This is a genomic window from Secundilactobacillus pentosiphilus (assembly GCF_002217985.1).
GTDB lineage: Bacteria > Bacillota > Bacilli > Lactobacillales > Lactobacillaceae > Secundilactobacillus > Secundilactobacillus pentosiphilus.
On the sequence record NZ_BCMI01000009.1, the window covers coordinates 1 to 18,509 of the forward strand.

Genomic DNA, 18,509 nt, shown 5'->3' on the forward strand with positions numbered 1-18,509 from the left:
GATTTAATCGTAACATGTGAGGACCTCGTGTCCTTTTATAATTTCCTAAAACCAATCAAAAAACTGGCATTGGTTATTCACCAATACCAGAAATTGTAGACCCGAAATTTTTTAATTACTGATTCACTTAGTTGAAACGCCTTTGTAAATACCTAAACGCTTTGCTTCACGTTCCAGATATGAGTGCAATGTTCGTGGCTTGTGATCCAATAGCGCTTCAAGTGTAAATGAAGAACTATCCCAGCCCCATTTACGCATGGTGCGAACTAGGCGAATGAAGGCTTCGTATGAATAACTGTCTCCACCATGGAAGTATTGTGGCCAATAATCAGCCAGATGATCTTCATCGACATATTCAGCAGTGATCTTTTTACCCGTAACTTCAGTCATCATATCAGCAACTTCGTAACTGTTTAATTTTTCATTGCAAAGCTGGTAAACACCCTTATCAAAGTATTCTGGACGGTCAAGAACCTTTAAAATAACATCGGCTTCATCAAGCGCGTCAAACCATGACATACGCTTGTCAAGCGGGGTGTAGTTAGGGAATTTACCCAACTTGTAGAATTGTTCCAAGAAGACATCGTGGTTATAACCAGATGGTTGCAAAACAGTCCATAACATGTGGCTTTCGAAACCACGGTATAACAAGTAATGTTCAACCTTTTTCTTCATCATATGATGTAATTTAGTATCCAAGTTAGGGAAGAGGACAGAAATATCGATAAATTGCTTAACGCCTTCCTTGATGGCGGCATCAATAGCAATTTTACCCATGACATATTCTTGGAATGAGAACAGGGTAGGGATGTAAACCACTTGGTCGACACCCTTCATTGCTTTCTCCACTTGATCAGCTTTAGTAGCATCAATAACCATGGTCTCTTTAACACCTTTTGACTGATAGTCGGCCACCTTCGGATTGATATCCACTGCACGAATGTCAACACCATGTTGTGCTAAATAAGGGACGATTTGACGGCCAACAGAACCACAAGCACTTGTAATTAGTAGCATAATAACTGCCTCCTAGACTTAATTAGTTTTCGAGATTCTTCAAAATCTTTTGCATGAAAGTGAGTCCCAATTTTAATTCAGAATCACTTAAACCGGATCTGATCTCTTCTTCTAATTGATCAGCTGAATCAAGGAGTGCTGCCTGCTGAGATAATGCCTCAGAGGTAAGTACAATTTGTTTACTCCGCGCATCGTCTGGGTTAGGTACCCGTTTAACAAAGCCTTTCGTCTCAAGTTGATGCAAGAGTCGGGTAACAGTAGGGCTGGAAAGCCGAAACTGTTTTTCTAAATCTACCTGGCGAATAATCCGATCCTGATTAACAAACAAGCAGGATAGAAGATTGAATTGCGGTTGAGTCAGCTGATATTGAGCCAGAAGGTGATTACTCTTTTTGTCAAACTCGATTGCAGCTTCTTTCAAAAAAATACCAATGCAATTCCTTTGATTCAGCAAGTCATTACCCCCCAAACGCAGATTATGAGTCAAATAGTTAGCTAGCTAGGATTCATTACCATTATCTTAGCATGCTAGGATTATTTTGCAACCATTTTGCTGGAGTCGCATTTATCGGGGAAAAGCAAGTTTCTAACAATTTTTCCGTATCAAACTAGGTTTCACAAAAGCAGCCTAAGGGCTTTGTGAGTCCCGTTTTTTGGATATTTAAGCTTAATAAGCAGAAACCGTCATACCATAAGGTAAAGTTGTTAAAATTTTTAACGAAGTAACATCTAAAAGTCGGTTTAAAAACTTTTCAGCATCGTTTTCCATAGCTTCAAGATTTAAAATTGGTGCGATTTGATGCTGTGTTAAAGCATCCGTCAAGGTGATGTGGTGTGATTGTGCGTGGCGTTACGAATTTTAGCCATGGTTAGTAATTCTTTACAGTTATTTTTGAATTGAAATCAGTGTACTGAAATTGTCTTGAAGAAGTCACAAATAGCAGATTAATTGCCAATTTTATGGTGTTATAAGATCTTAGTAGCTGGTTTTCAGCAGATAAAAACGACTACCATTTAAGTAGTCGTTGCAAGTTGCTGTTCAATTAATTGGCAGTAATCATTGAGTAGTTCTTCTTGTTCAACGTAGATTCCGGAACTATGAATCCGGTCAATTTGTAGCTGCAAAGCGGGTTCCGCTAATTGAATGTGTTTGGTACGTTTGGAATCGCGATGCACGCCATTGATGACCCAGCGATTGACACGATTAATGTTTTGTAATTGAAGAAAGCAGTCAATACTAGTTTGCTGTAGTTTGACAAACGTGTTGGCGGCAATTTTGATCCCAATCGTGTCAAGATCGCCCAGGTAATGTAACGCAACTCCATTTTTTTCCAATAACTGTAACAGTTCGATTATACTGGGGTTACGGTTGTTACCATTACCGCAAATCAATGCGGCTTGCGGTAGTCGAAACATCAGTTCAATGAAGACGTTAGCATTTTCAATAATGTAGACGTGCTTAGTTTGCGTGTTGAAATAGGGGATTATATTCTGTTTTAATTGCTGTGAATTTAGGGTAGTGGGTTCTGGCAAGCCATTTTGAATAATGTTTGTGCTAGTGACATTACCAGTAATAAGATTCAGTTGGCGAAACGGTACATCATTATCGAACCAGTCTTTTAGTATCTGATTAAAATAGTGACGCAACTGTTTTGCTTGAGGACTGTGATTGTCAATTAACGTGTGGGCGGGTAGACCACACTTGGAAGTTTCTAACATTAATGTTCCTAGGGGCTGATGTTGAGCTATTTTATTGAATAATGATTCGAGCCGCGCCGCCCCAGACGGTGCGTTCTTGTGACATTTTTTTCGTAGGCTTGTTGATAATCAGTCATTTCAATGTCTCCTTTATGCAGTCCAATCGCCAATAATAGCAAGACTGTTGATTGGGAAATTTCCGTTAGTGGAATCACCCTTTTTGATTTCATAAATACGATTTGCAACACCATCTTCCAATAAAACAGCGTAGTCATTATTTGGTTTGGTAATTATGACTGAGAATTGAAAAGTCTTAAAAATGTTCAGTAAATTATTGGCATTTTGAACATCAAATTTACTTCCAAATTCATCCATGAATAGCAGTCGTGGTGCGTCTGATTTACTGCATTCGTCCAGGATCAATTTAGGAATGAGCATTAACAAAATTAAAGTTGCTTGTGACCGTTCAGCCCCAGAACCGGTACTGCTAACAAAGTTATTGTCGACAATTTCGTATTTGCCAGTAGCTTCGCTAAAAATCATGACACTAAGCGTTGACCAAGTACGGTAATCCAGATCTTTTTCCAGCTGTTCCAAGCGGGTGAGTCCGTCGAGATTCTTAGCGTCGGCTTCTTTGCGCTGCCGTTCAAGTAATTCTTGAACAAACTGTTTAAACAGTGGTTTTTCTTCGTTACCAGCGTCTTTAATCTCGGCCAGCAAAGCGGGATTAATGACTTTGGCCTTTTTATTATTTTGATACCCTTGGCTGTAATCCAAATCAACTTGGATTTTAATACCAGTCAGGGTTTGGTTTTGCATCAGCGCAGCGTTAATGGTGTCAATGTACTCTTGCTGGTCTAAAATCATTAAAGCAACGGTTTTACAGTAAGCGTCGAGTTCATCATTAACTAAGGTATTGGTTTGATCGACGGGGATATAATCAATAACATTTTGCTTGAGAGCCATTACGTCAAAGCCAGTCGTCCAAATATTGTCATCGTTTTGTTCAATGGCTTCGCCTTGTTCAAGGGTTAAATCAGATAAACCAATTGCTTGGAGCAAATCGTTAATAGTTTTATTTTCAAGGCTTGGATATTGGCTATACGGTGGTTTAATTAAACGGTTAATTTTTTTCAGAAATCTGTCTGCTTGTTCTTTACAATTTGCTATATCTGCATTAATCGTTGGTTGTTTTACATGATGCTGTTTAGCGTATTCGTCATATTCTTGAAAGGTTTGAGTTAGCCAAGGCCGGGCATTCTTTAGACGCACGGTAATTTGTTGCTTTAGTTCGGCAACTTGTTTCGTTAGTTGAGTTTGTAAGTTAGCCGTTTTGGTTTGCTCATGTTTAACAACTGCTGATTCACCTTTTAGGCTGATGATTTCGTTATCTAAGGTTTTAATCACATTCTTGCTTTCGACAATTTGACTATCTAAATCTTGGTCAATGAGCTGTTTAAATTCTGTAATTTTGTCCTTTGCTTGATTAATGATTGCTTGATATAATTTCGCTTCTTCGTTTAATTTATCAATGTCAATTTGGTCTACTTGATTGTTTAATTCAGCTACATCAGCGGTTTGTTGTTTGATTTGGCTGGTTAATTTTTCCACATTTTCATAAATTTGAACAATGGTATCAACGAGGGTTTGAATAGCTTGCTGCTGGTCAGTTGCTATATTCCAGTCAGGATTAGCTTGTTTTAGTTGATTGATTTGTGCTAGTAAGTCAGTACCATTCTGATCAACTGTTTTTAAAGCTGATTGGTGAATTTGAGCGTTATCAGCTAACAATTTGGTTTCATATTGTGGCTCTGGTAATGGTGCTAAGATTTGGGTAATGCTTTGATCTAAATCAGCTTTAGTTGATTGGAACAAGCGACTATAGTCATTGGCTTGTTGCCAACGCTTATTTAAGTTAGCCAGTTCTCGCTGAGTATCTTTGATAGTATGAAGTTGCTTTTTTATATTATTGAGTTGTGGTATAAATTCAATGTCTCGTGTGGTTAAGAGTGGTGCCAAACTAGGGTAATTATTAACGGCTGTTTTCAAAGATTGTGTTTGTTCTTTGCCGTGTTTCTTGGATTTCGCTAGTTGTTCTTTAGAGTCATCTAATTCATGTTGCTGATGAATTACTTGAGTTGTTAATTGACGATATTTTGTTTGTAAACCATCATTCTGTTTTAAATTGCTTTCATTTTGACAGATAATACCTTCTTGGAGATTAATCTTGCTGTTAATATCGGTTTGGCTTAATTTTTTTCTGGTTAAATCTTCTTGTTCATGATGGGCGTCGTCTGATTGGCTTTGTTTATCGGTGATTTGTATTTCTAATTGGTTTAATTTGGTCTTCAATTCGTTTTGAGTGTGTTCAAAATTAGTTAAATGCTCATTTTTGTCATGGTAATCAATCCATAGCTCACCCCGTAATGACCATTGGTTAAGTTCAGAAAGAGTTTTTGCAATTTGATCTAAACGACCTGGTTTGGTTAAATCTTCGGGGTCACCGATCAATTCGTCATAATTCTTTTTACGTTTTTCATAGGCGCGTTGAGCGTCAAATTTGTCGATCATCGCTATAATGATGTCATTAGGTATCGGGCTTTGCACGTTGCTCAAAGCTCGTTGAGCTGGTGAGATATCATCAGATCCGGCAACTAGATTAGAGGTCATCAATACTTGGTAGGTACGGGCAAGTTGATTTAAGGTAGCTTTATCACAACCATAAATATGTGCAGCTACATAGTTGGTGTAGTCTTCACTATCTTGGTTGCCGGTCGGGGCAATAAAACTATTGAACTTTTCGCCAAATTTAACTTGATTTTGGTCAATAAATTCATCACGATCAAGTGATGGGATAAATTTATTGGGTTGTTCTTCAACATCATCTTTTAAAGTAATTGGACGCAAGTCGTCTTTGCTGTTACCTTCAATGACGAAGAACCATTTTTTTGTTCTTTTGGGAAATCCTTGATTGACGTGGGCACCAACACCTAAAACCACGGTCCGTTTCTTGGACCGTAAAATGATGTAAGAATAGCCAGTTCGTTCTGGTTGCGGATTGGTCATGCCTAATATCATGGTTTCAAAGGTACGGACTTGTTTACTGTTGTCGTGTTGCTTGGCCTTCTTATCAACATCTTCCATTCCAGGGGCCGTGTTGAATGAGGGTTTCTTGGTCAGCCCATTAATCAGCATGGGAAAAAAACAGTTCACCAACATGGTTTTTCCTACTGTGTTGATACCTACTAAAGCAAGATTGCCGTTGTCTAGGGGCTTCAAATCGAGATTATGATAGTGATTGAAATTTCGTAAACTATAGCAAATGGGAGTTAGGGTTTTATTTAGGGTCATTGTGATTTCCTTTCATAAGCAGGAATAGGGGAGACTGATCGTTTATGCAATTTAACGCGCTTAAATCGCCGAACATTGCCAGTATTGCGTTGGTGATAGCATCGGATTTTAGTTTGGTTCTCTTGCGTGACAGCGTTAATTGTTCGGGCAACGTTAGTAGTGCAACCAGCATTTGTGCGATTATTAACGATTTCAAAGCGTGGTACCAACGTGGTTTGCACGAACAAATCGTCTATTCGTTTAATCAAATGCAGCTCTTTTAATTTGGCCCAAGTGTCGTTACGATAAACCGTTACAGCTACGTTTGGATAACGGTTGGTTATTTCAATGTCGATTACTTGGCTTAATTGTTGTTTGGTATAACCCGTAATTGGAATCTTTTTGCTGACCACAATTGCTAATTGCACGGCTTTTGCTTGATATTTGTGGGTATTTTCATTCAGCAAAATAGCGTATTCGTTAGTCATTTCTAAAGTGTAACCAGGAAAATCTTCCCATGCACTAGCGATGCGACCGCGGTATTGTTGCGCATATTTCCAAAGTTCAGGATCCACGTCATTATCTAAATAGTAGCGAGTCATTATCAGCTGATTAAAGCGTTGAAGATTTTCATTTTTAGGAAATTCTTCGTTAGTTATTTTGGCACTTAGGTATTGCACGATTAAGGTCGCAAAATCGAAGAAATGGCGGTTATAGATGTAGTAATTTTCGATTACTTGGTCGGCACTGTTGTCACTGACAAAATTTTGGGTACTTAAAACGTGAAATTGGTCAATTAATAACGTTTTAATCCGGTCGGCTAACATATTTAAGGTATTCGACGATTCATCCTGGGTAATGTTTTGCTTTAAGAGAACTTGATTCACTGCGAGTAGCAGTTGGTCGTGGCCAATAGTCTGGCTCACCGTGTTGTTGTCAATAATCGCTTGAATACTAGCTAAGACAATTTGGGTATCTAAAGTAGCTAGGGGCATTTTGTTAGCGATTAACAGCAAGCAGTCATTGCTGTGGTTAATGCGATAATTGAACATCTCTTTTAAAAAACGGTCTACTCTATAGGGATTTCGGAGATAATCATGAATTCGTTTGTTGTTACTTTGTGCATTATCACGGACAGTCATAATGCCATTTTTAAATAACTCAGTGATTAACTCGTGTTCGGTTTGTTTCAAGTGGTAGTTGCCTTCAGCCATTAGATGACACCTTCTTTAGTTGATAAAGTGCCTGATAAGGTAGGATTAAACGATATTGGTCTTTTTGACAATGGATGCTTACGGGTTGGTGTTGGATTGGCAAACTGCCTTGCAGCTTCAGATCATACAAAATCACCGGTGAATTAGGCGCGCTTTTAACTTGCGGGGTCGTTGAGGTAATGAGCTTTAAGATGAGGTCCCGCGTTTCTGGATATTGAATTTCAATATCATGGTCAAGCTTTAATTGATATTGTGCGTTGAGTAATTGGGTAAATTCTTGATGAATTTTAGCACTTCGCTGGTTATCAACCACTGGTGGTTGGCTGTAATCATGAGGTCGGTTTGGTACTCGGCTTTGTGGCCGGTTTAAAGTTTCGTAGACTACTGGCGGTAGTTGTTGCGCCGTAGCTAGATCACTAAGTTCTTCTTCCCGATCTTTGGGAAGATGAGCCGGAGTGAGTAATCGTAAAGTGAGGTCATCTGATTTTTGTAGAAAATCTTTGATTTTGTTCGACAATTCGGCTTTCGCGTTAGATACAGTAACTAAGTTATTTTGAAATCGCATTAATTGAGTCTTAATCGTGTTAATGGTGTTATTAATCCGATAGATGGAATGCGGGTTATTGTTGGCAACCGTGGCATTAGGACTAAAATCCCGGACGATGTGCTCTAGCGTTTGCTCAATGATTTTACTGTTGTTAGCTCTGAGTTCGTTTAGTTCTTCAATTGTTTTATTCACGTTAATATCTGCGAGGTCGTCTTCTCCGCTATCAGCAATGGTGGTGATATAATCTTTGCTATTTTGCGGTTTGAGTAAGCTGTATACTTTCTGATTGAGGGCCAGCATTTGTTCAAAATGCGGGATAGCTTCAGCATTGAGTTTTTGAATTAATTTATCAACATCTTCTGGTTGGTCATTTTGATAATAGAGCTTTCTTAATAACACATTAAGCTCGGTGTCAAGGCGTTTCATCCCGTTAACAATATCATTATGAACGTCGCTAAAACGTTTAAACGCACCGCTGAAATTACTTTGAGCAGTTTGATTCTCTAATTGGTTTTGGTCTAATTTATAAAGAATGTTGACTAACGTGGCGTATTCATCAAATAATGCCGGGTCAAGTTTGGTTTCTTGAATAATATCGGCATGGTTTTCAATGAATTCTAATGTGTCGGCACCACGACTAGTAACGGTATACATATCTTTCATTTCGGTTAGCCCAATCCGGCGTTTTTGATTGGTGCTAAATAAGTTAACGTGTTCAGCTTGGCGGTCCATTAAATGGGCGCCACATAAGTTATCCAAAATAACTTGAACCGTTGCTCTAGGAATCGTATCTCGTCCTAAACGCACGTCTAGGGTCTTAATGATGGTTTCAATGGTGAATTGGGTGTCTGATTCATTACGGATCCAATTTATCATTTGATAGGTTTGTACACTGTAATGTGGCTTACCGCCTAATGTAATGCCTGATTGCAACAACTGAATTAGAGCTGGAGATAGATTATTCACATCGGGCAACCCCTTTCTGGTCAATTAAAGTTATTATTGGTGTAGTAAAATAGGGTTTTAAAAAGCACAATTAGCAAATCAAACCACTTCTTTAGAAATGCCGAGAGGGGCGTTCAACATGAAAGAAAATAAAATTAGAAAGAGATTTCACCTTAGAATTGATTCCAATTCCTATGCCCAATGTCGGCTAATCAACGTTATTTTGGTCATCTAATAGGTCGGTCGTCTGATTAGTACTATGTTAGGCAGATAATAGGCAAAGCGTTTCATATCTCCTACAGTTGGTGAGCTATCTAGAGGGAGGAGGATAATTCATCGAAATTTACTATTTAGGAGAACCTTATGCCAATATACTACATATATTGTGATACTTTTAACTTATATTAACAAATATAGAGGAGGTTTCAAGTCATGAATGATCGTTTAAAAAATAAAGTAGCGATTATTACTGGCAGCTCCGGCGGATTGGAAATTATAATTTCTGAATACTATGTATGTGAAAAAGTTATCATAGTTCTAACTTATTTAAATGAAAGTGACACCGAGAAAGCAATCGTTGCCGATAGCTCAAGTGCCATCTTTTTAAAACAAGATGGCACTAAGGGAGACCACCTGACAATCGATAATTAAGAAAGCAACTAAAATACTTGGTAAATTAAATATTCTAGTTAACTATGCAGATATTTCACCAGACACGAAACCAATCGATGAGGTTCAATTAGCTGACTGGCAACGAGGCCTTGATATTAATTTGATAGGTAATTTTCTATAGATAAAGTATGCCTTTAAAGGTGTAGCAAAAACAGCTACTATTAACGCAACAACGAAGGGGTATAATATTCAGGTCAAATCAGTGCATCTTCGAATCATCAAGATTCCAATGACACTGGCGAAAGTGCCTTTTTAAAGGGTCGAATCGGTGAACCACATGATATCGGTGAGTTCGTGTCTATTTAGGATAGGCAGAATCAAAATATGTTACTGGGTCTGAATTCGTTGTCGATAGTGGATTTACTGCAGTTTAATTAAAATTGTGTCAAATTTGTAAATTAAACAACGGATACTTACAGAGAACTACTTAAAAGTTTCCTGAATACAAAGAATCCACTGAAATGACATTTTTCCAGTGCGGTGGTACTTTGAGTAAACTTAATAAAATATAGGTTTTATTAAGTTTACTCAAAAATAATCGTCAGCCCTTCCCCTAGCATCAATTGATCTTTGAGGGGAGTTGAAACAGGTAAAATCGCTGTAAACTCAGTAATTTATAGCGAAAATTGTCAATTAGGTCAATTAGAACGTCAAAACGTCTTAAATTGCTTAGCAAACAGTGTTATTCAGCAATTAAAAACCTTAGGATTAACGCATTCAAAGAACTTAGAGATCGCAAGAATTGCTGTTTGCGGATTATATAGCCAGACATAGGCAACCCAGACATAAGCAACTTTGAAGCTCAATATCAAACTAACTCAAATTCTGAGCAAAACTAGCTAATACCAGCTAATAACCAGCTAATAAAATAAATGGAACAAGTTCACATAAATTAACCGCTCAATAAGTTCTTCTGTAGCAAATATCTAGTTTTAAGCAGTAATCATCCAGTATGATGAAATCTATGCTACTTAAATTAATGAAACTAAACTTGTCTTCATATGTAAACTGATATTTACAGAACGGAGAATCTCAATACCCAGATAAATCATATAGGGAATTATCGGCGTTCATACGACACACGTTCGTTATTTTTGATGTGTAGTTGTACGAATCATGTTTCTAGATGCGTCACTTGATTTAACGTTTCAATCTCTCAATCGATTTAAACTCGTTCAGACTAACTGATGACATTCAACAAGGCGGGGGAGGATTTTTAGCAACAATAATTGCGATTCTTTTGTTTTCTTTCTCTACTTTACATAATATATATTATTCAAAGTAGTGGTTCACAGAAATTAGACCTTAATTTAGCTGTACCATTTGTGCTACATTTTTACGCTTACTCCCGTACTCTTAATGATACCCGTAGTTGCTAATCAAAATAAAAAGCGCCGCATTTTGCTAGCGCTCCTTAGAATCAGCAGAATCTTTTTTCTCAAAGTGATTATTAAACCAAATTGCCATGATACCCGTTGCGGTTCCAATCACACACACAATTAATAATAATCCCGTTGTCATTCCTGAATATTTTTTGACAGCATCAACCATCATGGCAACCAACATCACGACAGCCAAAATATTGACTAACGTTAAGATAATCTTCTCACTGTCATTATGCTTTGCTAAGTATAGCGAAATTGCATAAACGCCAATATAACTCACAACGCTCACAAGACTCTCATACGATAAATCATGCTTACTTACGGCAGAAATGACCGTTATTAAGCATAACCCAATAGCGGTGATCCACGATGTTATAGCTGTTTTTCGGTTCACGGCGAACACTCCTCAAATCATATATACTCACATTATCGGTGATTTTGAGGGATTTGCAACCGATCCACCTGGAGTTATTGCTCAAATAACGTCTGATATTGACCATAGCCCGCTTGATCTAGCTGTTCTGCGGGAATAAATTTTAACGCGGCACTGTTAATACAATACCTTAAACCGCCAGCTTCTTTGGGTCCATCTGTAAAAACGTGGCCTAAGTGCGATGCCGCGTCAGTTGAGCGAACTTCTGTCCGGTACATACCGTGCGATGTGTCTAAATGACGCTTAACAGACTGCTTTTCAATGGGTTTGGTAAATGACGGCCAGCCGCAGCCAGCATCATATTTGTCCAGTGAACTAAAAAGCGGTTCACCGCTGACAACGTCAACGTAAATACCTGGTTGATCAAATTGATCATACTGGCCACTAAACGGTGCTTCTGTAGCCGCATTCTGGGTCACTTCATATGCAGTTTGAGATAACTGCTCATGTAAGTCTTGGCCATTTCTTTTCATTTATTTTTTCAGCTCCTTGACAATTCAATTATAATAGGTTGTGTACAACTAATTAACCCTATTATAACAACTGGTCAGCTTTTCACAACTATTTGGCTTTTTAACTTTGAAACCAAAAAAACAGCCCAAATAAATTGGACTGTTTTTTAATCAATTCATTTAATTAAGCTTCAAAAGCATCTTGAAGTGGCGGTACCACTTGCTTCTTACGTGATACAACACCAGGCAAACTAGCACGATCATCCTTCAAAGTTGTCTTAAAGGCTTTTTCAACGACGTCCTTTGGTTCACCCACAACGAATAATTCAGAGTTGCTATCCAAAACGTTCGTTGCTAAAACTAAGAACAAGTCGTAGCCCTTTTCAGAAGCTTCGTCGTTCATAGCTTTCTTGATACCATCTTCACGGCTGATCACATCGTTTAAATCAACGGTGTTGATCTGGTCGATCCGTACGCTCTTGCCGGCCATTGTAAACGACTTGGCATCGCCTGATACTAATTCAGCGTCGGATTTGGCTGACAAGTTAGTTCCAGCCTTTAGCATTTCAATGCCGTAACTTTCGTAATCAACGTCAGCGATTTCGGCAAGTGCTTTAACGGCTTCACGATCTTTATCAGTTGTAGTTGGTGATTTAAGCAGCAACGTATCAGAAATGATAGCTGACAGCATCAAACCAGCTAACTGAGCTGGAATATCGATCTTGTTTTCAGCGAATAGGTTGGTAATGATCGTGCTGACACAGCCAACTGGTTCTGCACGGTAATACAACGGTGCAGCGGTGTTAAAACCGTTGATCCGGTGGTGATCAACCACGTGAGTCACTGTGACATCGGCAATATCATCAGCTGACTGCTGTGGTTCGTTGTGGTCAACTAACATGACTTTATCAACTTCGTTTGAAACCGTCTTAACGACCCGTGGTGCGGCCACGCCAAAGTGTTTCAAAACAAAGCTGGTTTCCATGTTTGGTTCGCCAAGCGCAACGGCTTCGACGTCATAACCTAGTTTTGATTGTAAATATGCGTATGCCATTGCGGCAACAATTGCATCAGTATCCGGACTCTTGTGTCCAAAAACGAGTTCTTTTGACATAAACTTATCGCTCCTCGTATCAATTATGTTTTTACATACTAATCATACTATTAATTTTGTTGGATTTCTTGTAAACGTGCCAAATAATCTTTGGTTTTCAAATATTGATCAAATTGAGCTAAGAAGTGGCCGATACGTGGAATTTTATCCTTGCCGCTTCTGAAGACAAAGGCGAGTTCAAACCGAATATTTGGTTCAAAGCGTGCGGTCCAAGTGCCAGGCTGTTCACCCTGGCCAACTACGAATGAGTTAGGCAGTGCCGTATAGGCCCCAGTGGCATCTGAGAAACGCAGCAATTGACTCGGTGTGGTAAATTGAGCCACACTCGTTGGTAAATCAACCATGGCATTCTTAAAGGATTCACGCATGACGTGATTCAGGTAGTAGTCAACTGGATAAGTGACCCACGGTTTGTTAGGTGTGTCTGCAAACTTGATCCGCTTCTTCTTGCTAAGTTTTTCATCATGGTGAATAAACAGTAAGTCATCGCTAATGATCCGTTTAGATTCATACGGTTTCCAGTTCTTAATGGATTCATCTGGTAAGTACATAATGGCCAGATCAATTTGGTTATTCTCCAATTTGTCCCAAATTTCTTTACGAGTCAGCATGTGCAACGTAATCTTAACGTCTGGATTTTCCCGGTAGGACTGAATCACAAAGTCTTCAAACACGCTGTCTTCAACCGAAGCCAACATGCCAATATTGATGTCACCCTGGGTAGCACTGGTTGACTGCTGAATCTCATCAGTGGCGCTGTTCAAAACGTCGTAGATCCGGTGAGTCGCATCCAGCATCGTGTAACCAGCGTCGGTTAAACGCAGCTTCTTACCAACGGAATAGAATAAACGGGCACCAACCGTGCGTTCCAACTTTTTAATTTGCTGAGTTAAGGCAGGCTGCGTAATGCCTAAAATCTGTGCGGCCTGCGTATAATTCATCGTTTCAGATAATTGTAAAAAATATGTCAGTGTTTTAGATGAAAAAATACTTTCTTGCTTGCTTTTCATGTGGGAGCCTCCTAAATAGGTTGTCCTGTTTTGTTATCAAAACTATAATAACCATCTTTGGCCCAATACGCAATTATTGTAATCCGAAAATAACTAAAAACTAATAAAAATTAAGACAAAGTTAAAATAGTTGGTTTATTCCGTAACACTTCCGGAATTCCTTCCGATTCTGTGTCAATCACAAACGAACCGTTAGAATAACGGTTATTCATTGGGTGTTCCGCTGGTAAAATATCGTGCAACCGGCGTCGATCCGTAATCACTTCCAGTGGTGAAGAGGCATCCTTCAGCTTCAAAAAGTCCACCACTTCGTGCGGTTTAGACTTCAGCGCATGAAGCACCAAAACACCCTTCCGTGCCCGGCTCGTCACTGGCAGCTCGCTGGCAGGCATCTTCTTAAAGGCCCCGCGTTGCGTAATGAGTGCCACTGTATCGTCATCGTTAACTAGTTGTAGATCAACTACCGTATCACCTTCACCGAGTTTCATGGAACGCACCCCAGTTGTTCGGGCGCCGTTAACTGAAACCTCAGCTAAGTCGTAGCGCAAAGCTAAACCGAATCGTGACATTAGCAAAACCGATGCTTTAGCGGGCTGCGGCAGATACGTCACGTTGACGACTTTAGCAGTCTCAGACTTTAACTTTTCAAAGACTTTGGCACTAGATTTGTAAGTCCGGCCCGGTAATAAACTGTCAAACGCCGTCCGCTTGATGTAGCCATCGTCAGTCGTAATTAAGAACTCGCCAGGTGCTTTTAATGAGTTAAACGCGTAGGTAGCAATGATTTCCTCATCATCAGCCAGGCCAATGGTTTGAGAAATATGCTCGCCGGTATCCTTCCAGCGGGCATCGGTAATCTCATGGACCGGCCGGTAAATCAAATTACCCTTACTCGTAAACATAAACAAATGATCCAGCGTGCTGAGTTTTTCGGTAAAGATGGGATAGTCCTCAGCTTTTAAGCCATTATCTTCCGGATCAGACGCATTGTATGACCGGACACCGCTGCGTTTCAAATAACCGTCACGGCTAACCATAACAACGACGTCTTCGTCCGGCACCATGACCTTGGTTGAAATCTTCAACGGTGTGATCTCAGCCTGAATTTCGGTCCGCCGGTCATTACGGTACTGTTTATTGATTTCACGCAGTTCTTTACGCATGACCTTGTTTAAGGCTTTAGGATCAGCCAGGATTTCTTTGTAAGAGGCGATATTCTTGGCTAATTCAGCCGCCTCTTTTTCCAGCGCGGTCACGTCGGTATTGGTCAACCGATACAGTTGCAGTGCGACGATTGCGTCAGCCTGTTCTTCCGAAAAGTCATAGCTGGCTACTAAATTGTCCCGCGCATCCTTTCGGTTCTTACTTGCCCGAATCGTAGCAATCACTTGATCCAGGATCGAAAGTGCCTTGATCAGCCCCTCAACGATGTGCTGACGTTTTTCAGCCTTGTTCAAATCAAACTTGGTTCGACGCGAAATGACGTCTTGCTGGTGTTCCAAATAAGCTGACAAAATAGTCTTCAAACCAACGTGCTCTGGCCGCTTATGATTAATAGCCACCATGTTGAAATTATAGGTAACCTGCAGATCGGTATTTTTGAACAGGTAGTTCAAAATGCCCTTAGCATCCACGTCCCGTTTGAGCTCAATGGCAATTGACAGGCCGTCACGGTCTGATTCATCACGAACTTCCGAAATACCGTCAACCTTCTTGGTTAAACGCAGTTCATCGATTCGCTTAACTAAGGTTGCTTTGTTAACTTCATAGGGAATCTCACTGACGCGGATCAGCTGCTTATTGCCGCGCAGGTCTTCGATGGCCGTTCGTGAACGGACAACTACCCGCCCACGACCGGTTTCATAGGCTTTTTTGATACCATCCAGCCCTTGCAGGATACCACCGGTTGGAAAATCGGGACCTTTAACGAACTGCATTAAGTGGTCCAGATCCGCCTTGGGATGGTCCATCAAATAAATCAAGGCATCGACAACTTCACCTAAATTATGCGGCGGAATATCCGTTGCATAGCCGGCTGAAATCCCCGTCGCACCGTTGACCAGCAAGTTAGGAAACTTAGCCGGCAGCACGGTGGGTTCATATTCCGTGTCATCGAAATTCAGTACCATATCAACGGTTTCTTTATCGATGTCGCGGAGCATTTCACCAGCAATTTTACTGAGACGAGCTTCCGTATACCGCATGGCAGCAGGCGGATCACCGTCCATGGACCCGTTGTTCCCGTGCATTTCGATCAGCGGCTCCCGCACTTTCCAATCCTGACTCATGCGGTTCAGCGCTTCATAGATGGAACTATCACCATGGGGGTGAAAGTTACCCATGACGTTACCAACGGCCTTAGCTGATTTTCTGAACGGTTTATCGTACGTGTTACCATCCTTGTTCATTGCAAATAAGATCCGTCGCTGAACTGGTTTTAAACCGTCCCGAATATCTGGAAGTGCCCGTTCTTGAATGATTGATTTTGAATAGCGACCAAAACGGTCACTCATAACTTCTTCTAATGTGAGTTCTTGAATCTTAGTTCCCGCCACTCAAAGGACTCCTTTCCTACCTATTTCGTTGATGTCGGCTCGTGGTGCGCTTCGTTTGCAAGGTTGCTATCGAGGATACTGCCCTCTTCTTCCATGGTGAAAGCAACGTTTTCTTCGATCCACTTACGTCTTGGTTCCACCTTATCGCCCATCAGAGTCGTCACACGGCGTTCAGCTAAGGCAGCATCATCGATCCGAACGCGAACCAGTGTCCGGCCTTCCGGATTCATGGTAGTTTCCCAGAGCTGTTCAGCATCCATTTCACCAAGTCCCTTGAACCGTTGTAATTTGTATCCCTTTAAGCCCTTCGTCTTGACAGCTAATTCTTCATCGGTCCAAGCATATTCATCGACTTGCTTCTTACCGCTGCCCTTTTGAATCATGTAAAGTGGTGGCAATGCAATGTAAACACGACCGGCAGTAATCATTGGCCGCATATATTTATAGAAGAACGTTAACAGTAAAATTTGAATATGAGCACCATCATCATCGGCATCGGTCATAATAATAATCTTGTCGTAATTGGCATCCTCAATACTGAATTCAGAGCCAACGCCCGCACCGATCGTGTAGATCATGGCATTCAGCTCTTCGTTTTTCATCACGTCTTCCAGCTTGGCCTTTTCCGTATTCAAAACCTTGCCACGTAACGGCAAGATTGCTTGAAATTTACGGTTCCGGCCCTGTTTAGCGGAGCCGCCGGCAGAATCACCTTCCACCAAGAAGAGTTCGTTCTTATCGGCATTTTTGGACTGTGCCGGCGTTAGCTTACCGGACAGTAACCGTTCCTTATGCTTATGTTTCTTACCAGAACGGGTTTCGTCCCGTGCTTTCCTGGCAGCTTCACGAGCAGTTCGTGCACGCAGTGATTTATGTACCAGCATCTGCGCGAATTCGCCGTTTTCCATCAGGTAATAACCCAACTGTTCACTGACAACATTGTCAACGATAGCACGGGCTTCGGGCGTCCCCAGTTTTTCCTTCGTTTGACCTTCAAACTGCAAAATTTCTTCCGGTACCCGCAGGGAAATGACTGCTGACAGGCCTTCACGAACGTCGGAACCGTCCAAGTTCTTATCCTTTTCCTTCAACAACCCGACTTTACGGGCATACTCGTTAAAGGCTTTGGTCCATGCGCTGCGCATGCCGGCTTCGTGTGTCCCGCCTTCTGGGGTGCGAACGTTGTTAACGAAGGACAGCAAATTCTCGGAATAACCATCGTTATACTGAGCCGCAACTTCAACTTCAACGCCCTGTTTTTTACCGTCAAAGTACATCACGTCACCAAGGGTTTCCTTATCTTCGTTCAAATAAGCAACGAACTCCTTGATGCCATCTTCATAATGGAAGACTTCTTCACGTTCTTGGCCCTGCCGCTTGTCAGTCAGGATAATCTTGACACCCTTCAGTAAAAAGGCTGATTCTCGCAAACGTTCAGACAGTGTGTTGAAATTAAAGACAGTGGTCGTAAAAATAGCGCTGTCCGGTTTGAAATGAATCTTGGTACCAGTGGGCTTGCGTGTTTTACCCTTTTTGACCAGCGTTGTCACAGGATGGCCGCCATCCTTGAACTGCTGTTCATACATCTTGCCATCACGGACAATGTTAACGGTCAATTCGGAAGAAAGGGCGTTTACCACACTGGCTCCGACACCGTGCAATCCACCAGATGTTTTATAGCCGCCCTGACCAAACTTACCGCCGGCATGCAGCACCGTCAAAATAACTTCTGGCGTAGGTTTCCCCGACGAATGCATACCCACGGGCATCCCCCGTCCATGATCGGTTACGGTAATGCTGTTATCAGCTTCAATGACCACGGTGATTTCATCGCCATAGCCAGCTAAGGCTTCATCCACCGCGTTATCGACGATTTCGTATACTAAATGGTGCAATCCACGGGTATCAGTTGAACCAATGTACATCCCTGGCCGTTTACGAACAGCCTCAAGTCCTTCTAGAACCTGAATCGATGAATCGTCATAAGTTGCTTTTTTACTCGGCACCAAAAAGACCCCTTTCAACTTTTAAATACGGTTTTTACTTATAATTCATGATAACAATGAAATTCTTCTGTCAAGCAGTAGGAAACATGCTAAAATATTAGCCGTGACACGTCATCATGACAATGGAGGAA

General features: G+C 40.9%; 13 protein-coding genes. 1 reads left to right on the forward strand and 12 read right to left on the reverse strand.

Features of this window, described 5'->3' with window-relative positions:
* Window positions 1-123: 123 nt before the first annotated feature.
* The 6 genes from CES81_RS05775 to CES81_RS05800 form a co-directional block, all read right to left on the reverse strand.
* Window positions 124-1,017 carry an NmrA family NAD(P)-binding protein gene (locus CES81_RS05775; RefSeq protein WP_089087832.1) on the reverse strand — a complete coding sequence of 298 codons (894 nt, stop codon included), beginning with the start codon at window positions 1,015-1,017 and terminating at the stop codon, window positions 124-126.
* Between the two features lie 22 nt (window positions 1,018-1,039).
* Entirely contained in the window at window positions 1,040-1,471 is a 432-nt protein-coding gene (locus CES81_RS05780) for a MarR family winged helix-turn-helix transcriptional regulator (protein ID WP_180949742.1), read from the reverse strand.
* A 560-nt stretch (window positions 1,472-2,031) separates the two neighbouring features.
* A complete protein-coding gene (locus tag CES81_RS05785) occupies window positions 2,032-2,736 on the reverse strand; it encodes a DUF2399 domain-containing protein (protein WP_089121030.1) in 705 nt (234 codons plus the stop codon).
* Between the two features lie 129 nt (window positions 2,737-2,865).
* Window positions 2,866-6,066, reverse strand: coding sequence for an SbcC/MukB-like Walker B domain-containing protein (locus CES81_RS05790; RefSeq protein WP_145993333.1), 3,201 nt, complete (start codon window positions 6,064-6,066; stop codon window positions 2,866-2,868).
* On the reverse strand, window positions 6,063-7,259 hold the full coding sequence (locus tag CES81_RS05795; protein ID WP_089121032.1) for a hypothetical protein: 1,197 nt from the start codon (window positions 7,257-7,259) through the stop codon (window positions 6,063-6,065). The genes CES81_RS05790 and CES81_RS05795 overlap by 4 nt, the downstream gene beginning before the upstream one ends.
* A complete protein-coding gene (locus CES81_RS05800) occupies window positions 7,252-8,772 on the reverse strand; it encodes a hypothetical protein (RefSeq protein WP_089121033.1) in 1,521 nt (506 codons plus the stop codon). The genes CES81_RS05795 and CES81_RS05800 overlap by 8 nt, the downstream gene beginning before the upstream one ends.
* 411 nt (window positions 8,773-9,183) lie before the next feature.
* Here CES81_RS05800 and CES81_RS05805 point away from each other — a divergent pair, with 411 nt between their 5' ends.
* The gene (locus CES81_RS05805; protein ID WP_089121034.1) at window positions 9,184-9,402 is read left to right on the forward strand and encodes a Rossmann-fold NAD(P)-binding domain-containing protein; all 219 of its coding nucleotides are present in this window, start codon (window positions 9,184-9,186) and stop codon (window positions 9,400-9,402) included.
* A gap of 1,425 nt (window positions 9,403-10,827) precedes the next feature.
* Here CES81_RS05805 and CES81_RS05810 read toward each other — a convergent pair.
* The 6 genes from CES81_RS05810 to parE form a co-directional block, all read right to left on the reverse strand.
* Entirely contained in the window at window positions 10,828-11,202 is a 375-nt protein-coding gene (locus CES81_RS05810) for a hypothetical protein (protein WP_089121035.1), read from the reverse strand.
* Window positions 11,203-11,276: 74 nt separating this feature from the next.
* The gene (gene msrB, locus CES81_RS05815) at window positions 11,277-11,714 is read right to left on the reverse strand and encodes a peptide-methionine (R)-S-oxide reductase MsrB (RefSeq protein WP_089121036.1); all 438 of its coding nucleotides are present in this window, start codon (window positions 11,712-11,714) and stop codon (window positions 11,277-11,279) included.
* 163 nt (window positions 11,715-11,877) lie between these two features.
* Window positions 11,878-12,807 carry a manganese-dependent inorganic pyrophosphatase gene (locus tag CES81_RS05820; protein WP_089121037.1) on the reverse strand — a complete coding sequence of 310 codons (930 nt, stop codon included), beginning with the start codon at window positions 12,805-12,807 and terminating at the stop codon, window positions 11,878-11,880.
* 50 nt (window positions 12,808-12,857) lie between these two features.
* The gene (locus CES81_RS05825; protein ID WP_089121038.1) at window positions 12,858-13,817 is read right to left on the reverse strand and encodes a LysR family transcriptional regulator; all 960 of its coding nucleotides are present in this window, start codon (window positions 13,815-13,817) and stop codon (window positions 12,858-12,860) included.
* Window positions 13,818-13,927: 110 nt separating this feature from the next.
* Window positions 13,928-16,372: a DNA topoisomerase IV subunit A gene (gene parC / locus CES81_RS05830; RefSeq protein ID WP_089121039.1), complete on the reverse strand. Its 2,445-nt coding sequence runs from the start codon at window positions 16,370-16,372 to the stop codon at window positions 13,928-13,930.
* Window positions 16,373-16,392: 20 nt separating this feature from the next.
* Complete coding sequence (gene parE, locus CES81_RS05835) at window positions 16,393-18,378, reverse strand: DNA topoisomerase IV subunit B (protein ID WP_089121040.1); 1,986 nt, start codon at window positions 18,376-18,378, stop codon at window positions 16,393-16,395.
* Window positions 18,379-18,509 lie beyond the last annotated feature (131 nt).